This is a genomic window from Candidatus Deferrimicrobiaceae bacterium (genome assembly GCA_036504035.1).
In the GTDB taxonomy this organism is placed as follows: Bacteria; Desulfobacterota; Deferrimicrobia; order Deferrimicrobiales; family Deferrimicrobiaceae; genus JANXPS01.
Genome location: DASXVV010000012.1, coordinates 44797 through 62139, shown reverse-complemented (window position 1 = coordinate 62139; position 17343 = coordinate 44797). Strand labels below are relative to the sequence as shown.

General features: G+C 66.9%; 17 protein-coding genes. 3 read left to right on the top strand and 14 right to left on the bottom strand.

Translation table 11 applies throughout. The features are described 5' to 3' along the window. Nucleotides 1-6: 6 nt before the first annotated feature. Genes VGK27_10630 through VGK27_10620 form a run of 3 tightly spaced genes read right to left on the bottom strand, consistent with a single transcriptional unit; the run spans nucleotide 7 to nucleotide 1645 of the window. Entirely contained in the window at nucleotides 7-570 is a 564-nt protein-coding gene (locus VGK27_10630; protein HEY3490559.1) for a hypothetical protein, read from the bottom strand. Then, nucleotides 567-1121, bottom strand: a complete 555-nt coding sequence (locus VGK27_10625; GenBank protein ID HEY3490558.1) for a methyl-accepting chemotaxis protein — start codon at nucleotides 1119-1121, stop codon at nucleotides 567-569. Before VGK27_10625 ends, VGK27_10630 begins: the two co-directional genes overlap by 4 nt. Beyond that, nucleotides 1118-1645, bottom strand: a complete 528-nt coding sequence (locus VGK27_10620) for a hypothetical protein (GenBank protein HEY3490557.1) — start codon at nucleotides 1643-1645, stop codon at nucleotides 1118-1120. The genes VGK27_10625 and VGK27_10620 overlap by 4 nt, the downstream gene beginning before the upstream one ends. A 121-nt stretch (nucleotides 1646-1766) precedes the next feature. On the opposite strand from VGK27_10620, the gene VGK27_10615 reads away from it, so the two are divergent. After that, on the top strand, nucleotides 1767-3317 hold the full coding sequence (locus tag VGK27_10615; GenBank protein ID HEY3490556.1) for a hypothetical protein: 1551 nt from the start codon (nucleotides 1767-1769) through the stop codon (nucleotides 3315-3317). Between the two features lie 7 nt (nucleotides 3318-3324). Then, nucleotides 3325-5004 (top strand): hypothetical protein, encoded by a 1680-nt coding sequence (locus tag VGK27_10610; GenBank protein ID HEY3490555.1) that lies wholly within the window; start codon nucleotides 3325-3327, stop codon nucleotides 5002-5004. Nucleotides 5005-5016: 12 nt separating this feature from the next. Here the strand turns inward: VGK27_10610 and VGK27_10605 are convergent, their stop codons facing one another. The 5 genes from VGK27_10605 to VGK27_10585 are packed head-to-tail and all read right to left on the bottom strand — an operon-like array spanning nucleotide 5017 to nucleotide 8374. Continuing rightward, entirely contained in the window at nucleotides 5017-5760 is a 744-nt protein-coding gene (locus VGK27_10605; protein ID HEY3490554.1) for a hypothetical protein, read from the bottom strand. Further along, nucleotides 5757-6542, bottom strand: coding sequence for a YdcF family protein (locus VGK27_10600; GenBank protein HEY3490553.1), 786 nt, complete (start codon nucleotides 6540-6542; stop codon nucleotides 5757-5759). Before VGK27_10600 ends, VGK27_10605 begins: the two co-directional genes overlap by 4 nt. A 28-nt stretch (nucleotides 6543-6570) precedes the next feature. Beyond that, entirely contained in the window at nucleotides 6571-7080 is a 510-nt protein-coding gene (gene def, locus VGK27_10595; GenBank protein HEY3490552.1) for a peptide deformylase, read from the bottom strand. A gap of 19 nt (nucleotides 7081-7099) precedes the next feature. Further along, a complete protein-coding gene (locus VGK27_10590) occupies nucleotides 7100-7645 on the bottom strand; it encodes an ACT domain-containing protein (GenBank protein ID HEY3490551.1) in 546 nt (181 codons plus the stop codon). A 42-nt stretch (nucleotides 7646-7687) separates the two neighbouring features. Then, a complete protein-coding gene (locus VGK27_10585) occupies nucleotides 7688-8374 on the bottom strand; it encodes a Crp/Fnr family transcriptional regulator (protein ID HEY3490550.1) in 687 nt (228 codons plus the stop codon). A 45-nt stretch (nucleotides 8375-8419) separates the two neighbouring features. Here VGK27_10585 and VGK27_10580 point away from each other — a divergent pair, with 45 nt between their 5' ends. Continuing rightward, nucleotides 8420-9289: an NAD(P)-dependent oxidoreductase gene (locus VGK27_10580; protein ID HEY3490549.1), complete on the top strand. Its 870-nt coding sequence runs from the start codon at nucleotides 8420-8422 to the stop codon at nucleotides 9287-9289. A gap of 48 nt (nucleotides 9290-9337) precedes the next feature. On the opposite strand, the gene VGK27_10575 is transcribed toward VGK27_10580, so the two are convergent. The 6 genes from VGK27_10575 to VGK27_10550 form a co-directional block, all read right to left on the bottom strand. After that, nucleotides 9338-9853, bottom strand: coding sequence for a hypothetical protein (locus VGK27_10575; GenBank protein ID HEY3490548.1), 516 nt, complete (start codon nucleotides 9851-9853; stop codon nucleotides 9338-9340). 88 nt (nucleotides 9854-9941) lie between these two features. Then, nucleotides 9942-11837, bottom strand: coding sequence for an ATP-binding protein (locus VGK27_10570; protein HEY3490547.1), 1896 nt, complete (start codon nucleotides 11835-11837; stop codon nucleotides 9942-9944). Then, a complete protein-coding gene (gene phnD, locus VGK27_10565; GenBank protein ID HEY3490546.1) occupies nucleotides 11834-12799 on the bottom strand; it encodes a phosphate/phosphite/phosphonate ABC transporter substrate-binding protein in 966 nt (321 codons plus the stop codon). The genes VGK27_10570 and phnD overlap by 4 nt, the downstream gene beginning before the upstream one ends. A 104-nt stretch (nucleotides 12800-12903) precedes the next feature. After that, nucleotides 12904-14802: an Nramp family divalent metal transporter gene (locus VGK27_10560; protein HEY3490545.1), complete on the bottom strand. Its 1899-nt coding sequence runs from the start codon at nucleotides 14800-14802 to the stop codon at nucleotides 12904-12906. Then, on the bottom strand, nucleotides 14795-15964 hold the full coding sequence (locus VGK27_10555) for an ATP-binding protein (GenBank protein HEY3490544.1): 1170 nt from the start codon (nucleotides 15962-15964) through the stop codon (nucleotides 14795-14797). Before VGK27_10555 ends, VGK27_10560 begins: the two co-directional genes overlap by 8 nt. Further along, complete coding sequence (locus tag VGK27_10550) at nucleotides 15957-17336, bottom strand: sigma-54 dependent transcriptional regulator (GenBank protein HEY3490543.1); 1380 nt, start codon at nucleotides 17334-17336, stop codon at nucleotides 15957-15959. The genes VGK27_10555 and VGK27_10550 overlap by 8 nt, the downstream gene beginning before the upstream one ends. Between the last annotated feature and the right edge of the window lie 7 nt (nucleotides 17337-17343).

The following is a 17343-nucleotide window of genomic DNA, read 5'->3' as shown; positions in this document are numbered from 1 at the left end:
GGGAAACTACTTGTACTTCGCCGTGCGCTTCCCGATCTCGGCGGCGGCCTTGGCCATCTCGGCCCTGGCCGCGGCCGGGTCGCGGGCGAAGTCGCTCTCGGCGCGCGCCATCAGATCCTGGCATCCCTGGCGGTCTTCGCGAAGGCGGGCGACGAAGGCGTTGAATACGTCGGCAAGCACCGCCGCCTGGTCGCCCTGCCGGAAGAAGACGGCCCGGATCGGTTCGCCGGATACGTAGTTGTCGACCACGCGGTCCATTCGGTAGAGCGGGCCCGCCACCTTGTGGATGGCATAAACGCACAGGACGACCGTGACGATGCAGACGACGAGCGCGTAGACCAGCACCGGAAGGCCGACGATCGGAAGCAGCAGCCACGGCTCGGTCAGGCTGTTGAGCGCCTGGTAGGCGGAACCGTAGCCGCCCCGGAGCGGGCGGGAAAATAGCAGGTACAGCGACCCGAAGACCAGCGTGAGACCGCCGGCGACGGTGATCGCCAGCTTGACCAGGAAGCGGGTGCCGTACCGGCCTTCGGTGATCCTGACGTTGTCGGTGCTTATGTCGGCGCTCATGGGGCCAGCCTCCCGAGCTTCTCTTTCAGCGCGTTCCAGCGCGCCTTGTAATCGTCCCCGGACAGGGACGCCGATTCGAGCGCGGCGGCGTCGCCGCGGATCTCCTTGATGAGCACGAGCGTCGTCCCGCGGATGCCGTCGAGCCGCTCCCCGAACGCGCCGATCTCGGCGGGGCCGGGCGCATCGGTGGGCGTCGACAGGTCGCCCTGCGCGGACTTGAGCAGCACCTCGACCAGCCGCAGGATGCCCGCGTGAATGCGCCGGAGCAGGAAGGCGAACAGGACGAAGGTCGCGACCAGCAGCCCCCCCGCCATCACGAGAAGGTCGCGGACGATGACGTCCGAGACGAGCATGAACGGCGTCAGGTCGTTGTCGAAATGGCCGCGGGCCGTCGCCTCGACGAGCACGCCCTGGACGTCCCGGAAGATCTGGAACGCCAGCAGCGCACCCCCCAGCAGGATGATCGCGCAGAAAAGCATCGCGACCCGGAGCTGGAACCGCGGGTTGATAAGGACGATCCTTCGCATGTTGTACTGCGGCATCGTGTTCATATCTTTTTGTGGCACCCGTCGCACAGCGCCGCGATCCCGAGGGTTCTCGGGTCGGTGCGCCGCAGGTAGAAGGTTTTGAAATAGCGGCCGGGGATGTTGCTCTCGGGCTGCTGGGTCGGCCAGGATTTTTCCTGGGAAAGATAAGCTTTCTTGTGGGCGAAGTGGCAGGTGAGGCACATCATCTTCCCGTCGTCGTTCAGCGGAAACTCGTCGGGCACGTTCATCTTGTGCCCGTACTTCGCGGCGGGACGGGATCCCACGGGATGGGTCCGACCGAGGTGCTCCTTGGCGTGGCAGTCGTAGCAGAGCGTGTCGGCGTCGGCGGCGAAGCGGTCGGCCTCGAAGCGGGTGCCGCCGGAGTAGAAGTGGCAGCGGGGGCACAGGGGCGCCTCCTTCCGCTGGAACGAGGCGTGCGGATTCGTGCGGGGAAAGTTGTCGACGGCCGCAAGGAGGGCCGATGCTGCCCCGAGCGTCAACAGCAACAGATACGGCCAACGCCTCTTGGGCACGGATTCCGGGATCATCGATTCCGTTATACATTTTTTGGGGATCAATTCAAACCCTGCATTTCCCGGTTTTCCGCGCGTCCCGCATGGTGTAGTCTTGCGGGGTAGTCTTGCGGGAGCGGGAAAATCCGGAGGATCATTGAACAACATATCGGCATCTCGCATCCTGGCCGCCCTTGTCCTGTTGCTGACAGCGGCTCCCGTCGGCGCCGGCATCGACAATTCCCATCACGACATCCGGCAGTACCTCCCCGACAAGGACGCATGCCTCGTCTGCCACGCACGCAAGGACACCAACTATTACGGCGTGATGGAAAACGAGCTCGGGACTTACGGCGGGCAGTGCGTCTTCCTGTGCCACTCCGGGAAGGGGATTCTCCCCGAGACCGACACCCTGGTCCCGGAACCGGGCCCGAGCGTCAGCATGACGGATTACGGCACCTCCCAGACGCCCGACTATACCGCTGTGTTCTTCACGCGCTCGCACGGCCGCTGGCCCGACAATCTCAAGAGCGGCAGCGGGCGCCCCACGTCCTGGCCTCCCCCCAACATCTCCTGGCCCGGGGTGTCCACGGGAACCCCGCTCGAGTGCACCTCGTGCCACGCGGTCCACGACAACAGCTACCCGCCGTTCCTGCTCGCGCCGCTCGCCGCCGAATACCCTAATTTCGACGGCTTCTGCGACCGGTGCCACGTCGAGCGGGCGACCGGGAACCTCAGCTCTCCCCCCGACGGCAACCATCCGGTCGACTTCCTCGTCGACAACGCGATCGCCGCGTCCCGCTCCGAGAACGGGCGCTTTCCGCGGCGCATCCTCATCCAGCGCTACGGGCGCGAGGACGGCAGCGGCACGGTCAACGTGTTCGACGTACCGGCCCCGGCCGCGAAATCGTTGAACGACAAGTCCGTCTCGTGGAATATGGGGGGGCACCTGACGTCAGGCCCCACCGAACCCATGAGCGCCTGGACGCCGCGCGGCGGCCGCCAGCAGATGGGCTGCTATACCTGCCATTCGGCGCACCGCCCCAACATCAACGGGGAGCGGAACCTCAACGTCGTCAAGACGATCGACGCCGACAGCGGGTGGAACCCGATCTGCGTAGGCTGCCACGGGAATGCCACCTCCCTCCAGGCCGACCGCGAGGACTGGAACGTCGGCTTGACCGCCTGGGGGCACCCCGCAGGCACCAGGACAACGCTGGACAAGGCCGGCCAATACACCACGACGGTTGGCGGCTTCAAGTTCAAGGTCGCCCCGATCAGCTATCTCAGCCGCCAGGCCGGAAACCAGTTCGGAACCGACGGGGAGCTGCTCTGTACGACCTGCCACCGGGTCCATTTCGGCGTCTCGGGCTCCAAGGGACTGGTCGACATCGGCCAGCACGGCAAATCGATCTGCAAGAAGTGCCACAACGGCGTCGGTCTCCCCAACGAGGCCGACTGGTCCAAGGGCGGGACCGTCACGAGCGGGCACAACCTGCCCAACGCCCATCACGTGACGACCGGCCCGGTCAAGGTGTCCTCCCCAGGGAGCATTCAGTCCCACCCCAAATCCAATGAGCCGGTCACGACGAATCTCCGGGTGAGCCTGCCATCGTGGGCGAACAGCAGCACGGGGCTCGGCGATATCGCGATCAGCATGGACTGCCCCGACTGCCACATCTTCAACGGCACCGCCCACAACTGGTGATCAATTGATGTCAACCCGACGATATTCCTCCCTTTTCCTGGCGGTGCTCGCCCTCCTGGCGCTCTCCGCTCCCGTTCGCCTCGAAGCCGCCCCCCCCGGCCCCAAGTGGCTTTCCGGCTTTCCCATCCGGGCCGGAAATTCGATCATCCTGATGTGGACGCCGATCCCGGGCGCAACCGGGTACCGACTCTTCCGGAAAATGGGCGATGCGCCGTTCAAGGAGATCTACAGCGGCCCTGCGAACACGTACAGCGACACCTCTGTCGCCCTTCCCGACACCGTCACCTACAAGGTGGCCGGCATGATGAAAGACGGCGAATCCGAGACTTCCGCCCCGGGCACGGTCAAGGGGATCGAGCAGATGCAGCCGCCTTCCTTCACCGGCGCCATCGGCTCTACGACCGCCATCACAGTTCGCTGGTCCTCTCCCCAGGGGACGATGTTCTCCAACATCTACCGGGCCGAGTCCGAAAACGGGGCATATATGCTCCAGGAGTCGGTCCAGATCGAAACCTTCACGGACCGGAAGGTCGAAAAGGGAACAACCTACTTCTACCGGATCGCTTCCGTCGGGAAAGACGGCAAGGAATCCCCTTGGTCCGCCCCGATCCGGGCCTCCTTGCGCCGTTCGCAGGCCGAATCGGCCGGCACCGCCGAGAAAACGATCCCCCGGAAACTCGCCGCCCGGGGATTTTTCCGGGGGGAGGAGATCTACGAGCTCAACCAGCCCTCCATTGCCGGCCTCACGCACGATCGCGAGCTTTATGTCCTCGAACGTCGCGGTATCCAGTTCTTCGATGCCGATGGAATCTATAAAAGCCGGATCACCTTCGACAAGGGCTGGGGGCTGCCGGGAAGCGTCGTCGAGGATGGTGACGGCACCTTACTCGTCCCGTTCTTCTCCGAACAGGTCATTCGTCGCCTCGATCGCACGGGAAAGCTCGTCGGCGAGCTGCGCTACCCCCCGTATGTCGACCGGAAAATCGCGCCGCCCAACAAGAAGAAGGGGCCGGCCGAGCCAGCCGACGTCGAGCCCCCCGAGGGCACCGCGCAGAAGGCGCCCAGGTTCCGCAACAACCCCAACCAGGTCGCGGTCGACGGAACCGGCTACTACTGGATTCTCGACGGCGTCCGCGCTCAGGCAATCAAGATCAACGGAAAGGGAGACGAGATCGCAACGGTCGGGCGACCGCCGGGCACTTACGACGAGCGGGAGATGACCGAATCCGACCTGCCGACCGCCAAGGGCATCCAGTACAATCCCGTCGACGGCAAGCTCTACGTCGTCCTCGGGGTCACCGCCCAGATCAAGGTGATCGACCCGAAAAAGGCGGCCGTCGTGGCTACGTTCGGCGGGCTTGGCACGACCAACGCGAAATTCCAGGGAATCGGCGGGCTGGCATTCCGCAAGAACGGCAACATCCTGGTCCTCGATCACCTGATGCAGGCCATCAAGGAGTTCGACCCCGCGTATAAATACGTCGCCACCTACGTCGACGTGATCGAGCGCGACACGATGAAGCTGTCGAGCAACCTGCTGTCCAACTTCGCGTTCGACGAAAACGACCTTCGCTTCTACATCACCAGCGTCATGGGAAACCGGGTCTACAAGTTCGATATTTTGCCCACCAGCCGGCCGGCGGCGATCCAGCCCGGAATGCCCGTCCCGAAGCCGGGGAAGAAGTAGCCCCGCGCCTTTCTACCCCACCTCGACCTTCGCCGAGGGATCGAACGGGCTCGTCCGCAGCGCCAGCGAAAACAGGTACGGGTAGTCCCCCTTCAGGTGCTTCATATAGGCCAGCCAGTCCGAGGCCATCCGCGAATAGGCCCGGTTGATGTCGTTGGCCAGGTGCGCCGCATCGGCCCCCTCCGGGCGATAGCCCGGCGCGCGGTGCGCGAGCTCCTCGACCAGGTGGAAGACGGCCCAGAGCAGGTCCGTGAAGGTGTCGTGCTCGAGCAGGTTGGGATTGGTGAGCAGGCCCAGCAGGAAAGCCCGCTCCTCGAGCAGGAACGCACGCAGGCGGTCCATGTCGGATCGGGAACAATCGATGCGGTAAGGGTGCCTCCCGAGCGCTGCCGCCAGCCGGGCGAAGTCGTCCTCGTCCCATGTGCGCCCATCCGCCAGCGATCCCCGTAGCGATTCCGCGTCGAGGTCGAATTCCGAGAACAGCTCGAGGAGCCGGGTGCCCACCTCGGTGTAAAAAACCCCGATCACCATGTTGAGCTTCTTGAGGAGCGCCGCCTTCTCCCGCTTGCGCATCAGCGTGTCGAGCATGAGCGTGGCGACCAGCACATAAACGGGCAGGAACGCCAGGTTCGAGATCAGCCCTCGCCAGACCCCTTCTAAATCCCCGAACATCTCGTATTGGAGGAAATAGAGCAGCGCGGCAGCGGCGGCCAGCGCCACCCCCAGCACCAGCGTCCAGCGGCGCCCGTCGGTCATATCGCGTCCTTTCCGGCGCCGGGGAGATCCGGCGCGCCGAGCGTGATGCGGTACCAGGCGATCCCGAGGAATTCCTTGCACGCCGCGGCGATGCACCGCATGGCGGAGGCCGACGGAAGACATTCCTGCCAGACATAGGTGCGCCCCGGGTGCGTGCGGAACTGCGCCGGGAAGGGGATCACGGCCACCCCCTTCTTTTCGAACAGGAAGGCGGCGCGCCTCATGTGGTAGGCGGAAGTGACCAGGAGCGCCCGCCGGTACCCTTTCGCCTCCATGAGCTTCCGAACCGAGGCCGCATTCCCGAGGGTGTCGCGGCTGTCGGATTCGACCGTCACTTTCTCGGGCGGGACCCCAAGGTTGACCAGGAAACGTTTCATCACCGGGGCCTCGAGGGCCCGTCCCGGGACCAGGGTCCCTCCCGACACGATGACCTGCAGCTTGAGCTTTCGCTGCAGGCGCACCCCGGTGACGATCCGCGCCATCGTGTCGTCAGTCGGCGCCCCGACCCCGGACAGGTCGGGCACCCCTTCGTCGAGACCGCCGCCGAGCACGACGATGACGTCGCCCCGGGGATTCGCGGGGATGGAAAGGCCGCCCTCGAGCCGCTCGAGCAGACGATCTCCCAGCGGGGCGAGGGAGCAGGCCCAAAGCAGGAGGGCAAAGCCGGCGCACGCCGCGGCGCCCCCCTTTCCCGCACGTTGCAGGCGGCGCGCCGCGAACAGGAGGAGGGCCACCAGGAGTCCGGGCGGCACCAGGAACTGGGTGAGGGCAAACTTGATCACGGGAAGGGCTCTCCGGTCGATCGGGATGTCAACGGTATGACTTGCGCCGGAACAGGTCTGACTTGAGGGAGGAGACGCGATCGAGGAACAGGAGGCCGTCGAGGTGGTCGAGCTCGTGCTGGAGGACGACCGCCTCGAAACCGAGCGCCTCGAGGATGACCTGCTCTCCGTGCCGGTCGAAGGCGTCGACGAGCACCCACTGGGCGCGCACGACGTTGGCGGTGTAGTCGGGGACGCTCATGCATCCCTCGCGGACGACCTGGCTTCCCCCCATCGCTAGAATCTCGGGGTTGACGAGCTCGAGCAGCCCGTGGTTTTCCTGCTTCCCCCCCTTCTTGTGCTGCGAGACGTCGACGATCACGACGCGCTCGGTCCAGCCCACCTGCGGGGCGGCGATGCCGACGCCGCCCGGCATCGCGCGCATCGTCTCGACCAGGTCGTCGACGCGAAGCGACAGCTCGGGCGTGAAGCGCTCGACTTTGCGGGCGACCTCCTTGAGCACCGGGTCCGGGAATATCAGGATGGGGAGGATCGCCATCTCGCGCGCTTTGCCGCCCCTATAGTTCCAGCGTTTCGATCGGACGGATCGAGATGGAGACGTGCAGCTCCCTGCGCAGCGATTCGAGCTCGGCTTCGAGCCCCTTCATGTCGAAGTCGTCGGGGATGTCGGCCTCGATGACCATGACGTAGACCGGGCGATCCTTCGCGCCCACGACCTGCGTCTTGAGGTCGGTCACGTTCACGCGGCGGTCCGCCAGAGCCTGCGTCACCCGGTAGACGATGCCCGGGCGATCGGAACCGTAGACAGAGAGAATGTGCGGCGTGCCCTTGGGCTCCTTGTCCCGGGAGAGATCCTCGGCGCTCACCGGATGAACCGCGACCATGAGCCCGAGGGAGGCGCGGATCCCGTCGAAAGCCCGGTCGAGCGCTTCGGGGGAAGTCATCCCGGGGTGTCCGACGACGAGGAGCATGGCGAACTGCCCCGAAAGGATCGTGTTGCTGGAATCCTCGACGTTGCAGCCCAGCTCGAACAGGACCCGGCTGATGCCGGCCACGATCCCGGGCCGATCGCGGCCCACCACGCTCACCGAAAAGAAGCCCATCGCCCCCTCCTACCGTGTTTTTCCGATGATAGCATGCGGAGATCAGCGCTCGAGCGGCGAGAGGAACCGGACGGCGTCGCGGATCAGGATGCGCTTGCCCTCGACGTCGATCGCGCCGTCGTCCTGCAGTTTCTTGAGCGTGCGGGAAAAAGTCTCCGGGACCGTCCCCAGCCGCGCGGAGAGAAGCGACTTGCTGAAGGAGAGCTCGTAGACTGCGCCGTCGGCCACCGGGATGCCCCGCGATCGCAGCTCTTCTGATACGAACCAGGTGAAGCGCGTCTCGACGTCCTTGAGCGCCAGGTCGTCGACCATGTCGGTCATCCGGCGCAGCCATTTGGAAAGGGACGCCAGCATCCGGATGGCGAGGCGCGGGCTTTTTTCGAGCAGCGAGATGATTCCGAGCCGTGGCAGGAAGACCAGCGTCACGTCGGTGACCGCCGATGCGTGCGCGGGATAGGCGCCCCCCTCGAAGATGACCCCCTCGGCGAACGATTGGCCCGTCTCGAGCAGGTGGAGCACCTGTTCCTTCCCCTCGGCGGACATCTTGAAGACCTTCGCCTTGCCCGCCGCCACCACGTAAAACCCGTCGGCGCGGTCTCCTTCCCGGAAGATCGTCTCGTTGCGATCGAAGCGGCGCAGCGAGGCGACGGCGGCCACCTGGGCGAGGTCGTCTGGCGGGAGGCCCGAAAAGAGCGGCGCGGCGCGAAGCGCCCGGGGAAGATCGGTCATCGAATGCGTCATGCTGGTATTTTGTCACCGACTGGAGGCGCGTCAATGACAAACGTGGGATTCATCGGGCTCGGGATCATGGGCGAGGCGATGTGCAGGAACTTGATTCGCAAGGGGCATGCCGCGGTCGTCTTCAACCGGACCCCGGGAAAAACCGCTGCGCTGGAAGCGGAAGGGGCCCGTTCCGCGACCTCCCCGGCCGACGTCGCCCTCCGGTCGGACGTCGTGATCACCATGCTGGCGGACCCCGACGCCGTCCGCCGGATCTACGACGGGCCCGGCGGAATCGCCTCGGTCTCGCTGGCAGAGAAAGTGTGCATCGACATGAGCACGGTCTCGCCCGAATGCTCCCGCCAGACGGCGGCCTCAGTCGCGGGTGCGGGGGGCGACTTCCTCGAGGCGCCGGTGCTCGGCAGCAAGAAGCCCGCGACCGACGGCACGCTCACCATCCTGACCGGGGGGGACGAGGCGCTCGCGGAAATGCTTCGGCCGCTCCTGCTCGCCATGGGGTCGAAGGTCGTGCACATGGGCGGGATCGGGGCCGCGGCGCACATGAAGCTGATCGTCAACCAGATGATGGGGACGATCCTGTGCGTCTTCGGGGAAGCGGCGCTGACCGGGCTCGCGGCCGGGCTGCAGGCGGAGAAGATCATCGAGGTCGTGATGGCGTCCGGGGCGGCCTCGCCGGTCGTCGGCCTTAAAGGGCCCGACATGCTGGGCGCCCGGAGGTTCGAGACGCACTTCCCTCTGCGGCACGCACTGAAGGATATGAAGCTCGCGGTGCTTGCAGGGGATGCGATGGGGGTGCCGACCCCGGTGACGGCCGCGGTGCAACAGCTTTTCGCCGTCGCCCGCGAGCGGGGATTCGGGGATCAGGACTTCTCGGCGGTGGTGCGGGGATTGACGGGGAACTAGCGGAAAGGACAGGATGCGGGGAGGGAGGCGGCGCCCCCTCCCCCGGCGTTACTTCACCTTATACGAAAATTTCACGGTCGCGGTCTGCTTTCCCGAGACAAAGTCGATCTGGAATGCGTAGCTTCCCGCCTTGGACATCGCGATGTCGGCGCTGTAAGGCCCGCCGATCTGCTTGAGGTCGGTCTTGACCTTCTTCTTGTCGGGCCCGACCATCGTCACGGTCCCTTTCCCGGAGGAAAGGCTCTTCCCGGTCGCGGGGTCCATGATCGAGAGCGAAAGGAAATGGGAGGTCGGAGTCCCTTCGGACTTTCCCGACGACTTCATCTTGGCCACCTGCTCGCGCCGGTCGAGAATCTTGATCTGGCAGCGCCAGGGGCCGAATTCTCCGCCGTGGACTCGCTCGCCCAATGCGTCCATGGTCTGGTGCCCCCTGTCGGGAGCGACATTGTCGGACTGGATCGCCTTGAGGTCGATGAGCGTCTTGTCCTTCTTTTGCGCCGCTGTCGCGACGCCTGCCGACAGCAGGCACGCCAGTGCCAGCGTGATGGCCGTTCCCTTCTTCATGCGTCGGTCTCCCTTCGGGAATATCTTTGAGAAGGATACACGCCCCCGCCCCGGTTTGCCAACTACTTCACCCCGGGCTTCGGGGAGACTACGTTTTCGCGACCGAAGGGCGGGCGTCGAGCGTCTCTCGAACTTTCCGGGCAAGCGCATCCTGGGTGAAGGGCTTCTGGAGAAATGCCACGCCCGGGTCGATTACGCCGTGGTGAACGATCGCGTTGTCGGTATAGCCGGAGATATACATGACGCGAAGGGCGGGAAAACGGGAAAGCAGCCGCTCCGAAAGCTGCCGGCCGCTCATCCCCGGCATGACGACGTCGGTGACGAGCAGGTGAACCGGCTCGGTGCCGACAGCCATCAGTTCAAGCGCCTCGCCGCCGCCGGACGCCTCGATCACCTTGTACCCGTAGCGTCGAAGCATCCGGGCCGCAAGCTCCCGGACCGTCCTTTCGTCCTCGACCAGCAGCAACGTCTCGCCTCCACCCGTCGTCGTCCCGGAGGTCGCGGGCACATCGACTTTCATGCGAAGCACGTCGCCGGACAGGCGCGGAAGGTAGACCTTGAACGAAGTGCCTTTGCCCGGCTCGCTGTAGGCCGTGACGTGCCCTCCGCTCTGGCTGACGATCCCGAACACGGTCGCCAGCCCCAGGCCGGTCCCCTTTCCCTTTTCCTTGGTCGTGAAAAACGGGTCGAAGATGTGGGGAAGGACCTTGGGATCGATGCCGCAGCCCGTGTCGCTGACGGCCAGCATCACGTACGGCCCCGGTTTCGCGCCGAGCCGATGACCGACGTATTCCTCGTCGAGGTCCACGTTCGCGGTCTCGAGCGTGAGATGGCCGCCTTCCGGCATCGCATCCCGGGAGTTGACGACGAGGTTGACGAGCACCTGCTCCACGTGATGGGGATCCGCCATCGTCATCCCTAGCCCCGGGGCGAGCGAACTTTCGAGGACGATGTCCTCCCCGATCAGCCGCCGGAGCATCGGATCCATCTCTCCGACGACCCGGTTGAGGTCGAGCACCCGGGGTGCAAGGATCTGGCGGCGGCTGAAGGAGAGCAGTTGGCTGGTCAGGGCGGCCGCCCGCTCGGCGGCTTTCCGGATCTCTTCCAGCCCGTGCCGGTGCGGGTCGTGCTCGGCCAGGTCGTCGAGCATCATCTCGCTGTAGCCGGTGATCGCGGTGAGCAGGTTGTTGAAGTCGTGCGCCACGCCTCCGGCCAGGCGGCCGATCGCCTCCATCTTTTGGGACTGCCGGAGCTGCGCCTCGGTCTTCCGAAGCGCCTCTTCGGCGTGGCGACGATCGGCGATCATCCGGTTGAATGCGGCGGCCAGGTCGAGGACTTCCCGCCCTCCCCCGTTCGGATGGACCTCCCCCTCGTGCGCCCCCTCCTCGCCGAATGCGCGCATCGATTCCGAAAGCTCCGCGAGGGGCGCCACGATCCGGCGGCCGATCAGGACCGCCACGAAGAGACTGAGCGCCATGACGGCCAGGACGATGCCCACCACGCGGTCGCGGACGGCGCGAAGCCGCGCCTGGATCGGCTTCTCGCTGAGACCGACGTGGACCGCTCCTCGGAGCCCGGGCACGAGCGGCTGACGGGATAAGAGGATGGGGCCGAGACCGGTGGAAAGGCGGATGAAGGCGCGCCCGCCCCCGGTCACGGGCGCAGACGGCAGCAGCCCCCGCGGGAAGCCGCCCTCGAACGTGTGGGCGACGATTTCCCCGTCGAACCCGGTGACGTAGGCAAACAGGACGTCGGGCGACCGCGTGGTCGTATCGACCAGCGCCTCGTGGACAGGAACCACATCCCCCTCGATGACCTGCACCGCAACGCGGTCGGCGATCGCCTGCGCGGTGACCATCCCCCGCGCCTCGATCTCCCGGTTGAGCGATTCGACCATGACGGCGCGGGTCGCAAGGAGCGAAAGGAGGCCGATGGCAGAAGCCACGAAGAACACCAGAGCGAGCAGCCGCGTGGTCAGCCTCATCGTTTCGCCCCGCCCGGCGTCGGGTCGAGCAGGCCGAATGCACGCGCCCATTTCCTGAGCCCGGCGTAGTCGGATTCCGAGGCACGGACGAACCCGCCGGCCATTTCGGTCCGGTCCCAATGATAGAGGCCTGCCGCATCCCGGCCGTTCGGCTGGAAGTCGAGGAGGGCGGCAGTCACGCGCTCCCGGACATCCTCGGGGACTTCCCGGGCCGAGACGATCCCGGAGGACGGAAAGTCGGGAGAGACTTCCAGGATTCGGAGCATGCCGTCTTTTTCGAAACGCCGGGCAAGGAGATCTTGCAGCCCCCCCGCGTCGAATCGGCCGGCCGCGACGGCGGCCGCGCAGTTGCGATGCGAGCCCGTGTACTCGTAGCGGGACAGGTCGCGCAGGACGACTCCCTCCCCGCCCAGCAGGATCCGGGGGATCAGGTGTCCCTGGGTCGAGTTGAAGGCGCCGAAGGCGAAGGACTTGCCGCGAAGGTCCCCGATCTTCCGGACGGAACTTCGGAGGGGTGTCACGATCGCCGACCGGTAATCCGTCTTGCCGGCGGCATCGCGCCCGCGAACCAGCGGAATCGCGCCGTATCGCGCCTGCATCCGCAGGAATGTGCCGGCCCCGACCGCGGCGAATTGAACCCGTCCGCCGCCGATCCCGTCGACGATGTTCCCGTTCCTGGGGAGAAAGCGCAGCTCGAATCGACGACCGGTCGCCTTGGAGAGCCATGCAAGGAAAGATGCATACTGGCGAGCATCTTCCTGGACGTTGTTGCGCGGCTCGAATCCGAACCGGAGGACGCCCGGTTCGGGTGAAACCGTCGTTTCCCGCAACGCCCGCTCGTCGACCCGGTCGGACAGGTCGACCGCGGTCCGCTCCCCGCCCCCGCACGCGGTCAGGGTGCCGGCAAGGCAAAGGGCCAGCACCAGAATGATCCGGGACGATGTCTTAACGGCGGCTCGCATCAGTGTCCCAATCATAAGCCCGCAGGAGGGATGCTGCCACCCCCGGAATCCATCCCGGCAAATTGCTTCATAGTATAAATTCCTGCAAAAACAAGCCGGTTCGGTCATGGGGTCCGCGGACGCCCTACAACGAGGACGGCGATGTCAAGCCGGTGGCGCAGCTCGTCGATGGTGGCGCCGTGCACCACGTCGGCGAGCCCGTGATGACCGTGGGCGCCTACGACCAGCAGGTCGATCTCCTGCGCCCGGACGATCTCGGGCAGCGCCCGCACCGGGCTGCCGTAACCGAGCACGGTCTCGGCATCGACGTCGAACTTCCCGAGCGCAACGGCATGGCGCTGCAGCCGGGCGAGGTCCTCGACGCTTTCCCGGTCGGCCGCATCGAGACCCAACGCGCGTGACGCGGCGCTCTCGACGACGTGGATCAGCACGAGCCGACATCCCGCCGCCGACGCCATCGCAGCCGCCCGCGCCAACACCTCGGGATCGGCCGTCCCGAAATCGAGCGCGGCGCCGATCTTCCGGAACTGCGGCGCCGGCTCCAGCGGTTCCCCGCCCGCTTCCCCGTGGACGCCGCCCGCGGCCGGTTTTCCCTTGCGTCGCCGCTTCTCGATCAGCGGCTCCCCGAGAAGGAAGAGGAGCAAGGCGCCGAGCGCGATGACGACCGGCAATGCCGCGTAACGCGCTGCGGCCGCGCCGGGGCCGCTTCCCGCCAACCAGCCCGACATCGTGTCGGAAAGCAGCTTGGCGTTGAGCACGGCGATCAGCCCCGCAACCGCCCAGGCAAGCGCCTTCTCCCAGGGAGGGATGACGAACGCCCCCATCAGCTTCCGGTCGCTCACCATCCGGATGAGCGGGACCACGGCGAAGGGAAGCTGGAGGCTCAGGATCACCTGGCTGAGCACCATCAGCCGCCCGGTCGCCTGCTCGCCCATGAGTACGATGACCGCGACGGCGGGAATGATCGCGATCGCGCGCGTCACCAGGCGGCGAAGCCAGGGACGCATGCGGACGTCGAGAAACCCTTCCATGACGATCTGGCCGGCCAGCGTCCCGGTGATGGTGGAGCTCTGCCCCGCGCAGATCAGCGCAAGGGCGAACAGGATCGGCGCGACGCCGTTGCCGACGAGCGGCGCCAGCAGCCGATATGCGTCCTGGATTTCGGCCACGGCAAAGTGCCCGTTCCGGTAGAACACGGCCGCCGCCATCACGAGGATCGCCGCGTTGATGAAGAACGCGATATTGAGCGCCACGACGGAATCGATCACGTTGAAGCCGAGCGCCTGGCGCAGCCCCCGCGCGGTCTTGACCACCTTGCGCGACTGCACCAGCGCGGAATGGAGGTAGAGGTTGTGCGGCATCACGGTGGCGCCGATGATGCCGACGGCGAAGTAGAGCGCATCGGCATCGGGAAGGCCGGGCAGGAACCCCCGCGCGATGCCCGGCAGGTCGGGCTTCGCGATCACGATCTCGAACAGGAAGCAGCCGCCGATCGTCGCGATCATCACGAGGATGAACGCCTCCATCCGTCGCATTCCCTTCTGGTGCAGGAAGAGCAGCAGGAAGGTGTCGAATGCGGTGAGCAGCACCCCGACGACGAGCGGCAACCCGAACAGCAATTGGAGCCCAACCGCGGAACCGACCACCTCGGCAAGATCGCACGCCGCGATGGCCGCCTCGCACAAAAGCCAGAGGACGATGTTGACCGGGCGGGCGTAGCGGCGGCGGCACGCCTGCGCCAAGTCCTGCCCCGCGACCATCCCGAGCCGCGCGGAGAGCCCCTGGAGCAGCACCGCCATGGCGTTGGACATGAGCAGCACCCAAAGCAGCGCGTAGCCGTAGCGGGAACCGGCAGCGATGTCGGTGGCCCAGTTGCCCGGGTCCATGTACCCGACGGAGACGAGATAGGCGGGACCGGCGAAGGCGAGCAGCCGCCGAAGGCCCCCCTGCCGTTGGGGGATGACGACCGACTCGTGCACCTCGGAGAGCGACTTGTCAGTCACCGTCGTCGGCCTGGGTCGCCGGAAGCTGCAGCGTGAAAGCCACGCCGCCGGCGGGGAGGTTGGCGACGGAAAGCTCGCCGTCGTGCTGGTCGGCGATACGCGAGCAGATCGAGAGGCCGAGCCCCGTTCCTTCGTCGCGCGTCGTGTAGAACGGGTCGAAGATGCGCTCGAGCGCGTCTTCGGGGATCGGGGGGCCCGTGTTGGCCACCCGGACGAAGACGTGGTCGGCCTCCCCGTGTCTCAGGCGGCCGATCGCCAGCGAGAGCGTCCCGCTTCCGGCGGGCGTCATCGCCTGGATCCCGTTGAGCGCGACGTTGAGCAGCAACTGGAGGAGCTGGTCGGGATCGCCCGAGACGATCGGAGCGGGATCGGCGAGGCACGGCGACTGCGAGACCGTGACGCCGTGGCGGCGCGCCTGCGGCTCGACCAGCGCGACGACCCGCGAGACGACTTCGCGCAGGTCGGTCGGGCGCCGGTCGGGCGTCATCGGCCGGGCGAACCGCAGGAACCGCTCGGCCACCTGCGACAGCCGGTCGATCTCGGCCATGTGAAGATCGAGCATCCGGCGCTCGGGCGTTTCCTCGGGGACCACGTCGCGCAGGATCTCGGCGGTCCCCTTCATCGCGTGCAGCGGGTTCTTGATCTCGTGGGCGATGCCGGCGGTCATCTCGCCGAGCGCCCCCAGCTTTCCGGCCCGGATGAGCTGCTGTTCGACCCGGCGCTGCTCCTCGAGCGCCTGCGACAGCTCTGCGGCCAGCCGCTGCGCTTTATCGCGCTCCCGCCGTTCCCGGTCGACCAGGAGGCCGGCGACCAACGCGATGGCGTTGTACAGGAAGATCTCGAGCCCCTTCTCGAGCGCGCCGCCGGGGTCCCGGGCGACGAGGCTGCCGAAGGCGTGCGGCAGATAGACGAGCGAGGCGAAGACCGACAGCGCGATGGCGCCCCGGGATCCGGCGATGAAGGCGGCGAACAGGATCGGCAGGTAGTAGAGGCGCCGGAGGACGTCGTGGACCCAGGGATACTCGGGCCCGGTCGCATAGTGGCAGACGGTGATGGCGAGACAGGGCAGCCAGGCGGCCAGCAGAATGCGGGGCGAGAACAGCGGCCGGAGGTCGTCGGCCAACCCGGGATGCGGGCCGCCGGACCGCTGAGGGTCAGACATCCCCGTTCCGCCGGATGCCGTGCTTTTCGATGCGGTAGACGAGAACGTGACGCGGAACCCGCAGGAACGCCGCCGTCCGGGTGATGTTGCCGCCGTTGAACCGGAGCGCCCGTTCGATGACCCGCGTCTCGAGGTCGACGAGCGACAGGCCGCCCGGCGGCAACGGCGGCCATTCGTCGCCGACGGCTTCCGCTTCGGCCGCGCCCGCGGCCAAGGCGCCCGATGGAAGGGGCGGAAGGTCGTCGAGCGACAGCTCGTCGCCTCGGCACAGGATGGCCATTCGCTCGCACGCGTTCTTGAGCTCGCGCACGTTGCCCGGCCAAGACCGCCGCGCGAGTTCGGCCAGCACGGCCGGCGGCGCCGAAAAGTCACGCTCGGCCTTGAACGCGGCCAGAAAATGCTCGACCAACGGCGGGATGTCTTCGGGCCGTTCCCGCAACGGCGGCACCCGCAGTGCGACGACGTTGAGCCGGTAATAGAGGTCTTCGCGGAAAGCCCCTTCGCGGATCTGCTGCTCGAGATCGCGATTGGTGGCGGCCACGATGCGGACATCGACGGCGACCGGCACGTCGGAACCGACGACGTCGACCATCTTTTCCTGGAGCGCCCGCAGCAGCTTCCCCTGGAGCGGCAGCGGGATCTCGCTCACCTCGTCGAGGAACAGCGTGCCCTTCTCGGCCTGCCGAAAGCGCCCGGGCCGGCTGCGCACGGCGCCCGTGAACGCCCCGCGCGCATGCCCGAACAGCTCGGACTCGAGCAGCTCGCCCGGAACCGCCGCGCAGTTGACCGCCACGAACGGCCCCTGGGCCCGCGGCGACCGGACATGGATGCGGCGCGCCACCGCCTCCTTGCCCGTGCCGCTTTCGCCCGTGACGAGCACCGTCGCCTCGGAACGCGCCACGCGATCGACCATCTCGATGAGCCGGGCCATCGCGGGCGATGCGGAGACGATCTCGCGCTCGACCCCGGAGGCGCGGATCCGGAGCGCGCGCACCTCGTCGGTCAGCCGCCGGCGCTCGAGCGCCTTGCCGACCGAGAGCAGCAGCTGGTCGCGGTGGAACGGCTTGCCGATGAAGTCGTACGCCCCCTCGCGCATCGCCTCGACGGCCGTCTCGACGTTGCCGAAGGCCGTGATCACGAGCACCGGCACCTCGGGCGCCCGCCCGCGGACGGCCCGCAGCACCTCGAGCCCCGTGACGCCCGGCATCTTCAGGTCGGTGACGACCAGGTCGAACGACTCGGGCGAGAACGCCGCAAGCCCCTCGCTCCCGTCGGCAGCGGCGCGCACCTCGTAGCCCGCCTTGCGCAGGTTGAAGAGCGCGACCTCCCGCCCTGCGAGGTCGTCGTCGATGAAGAGGATCCGCCCTGCCACCTCAGCC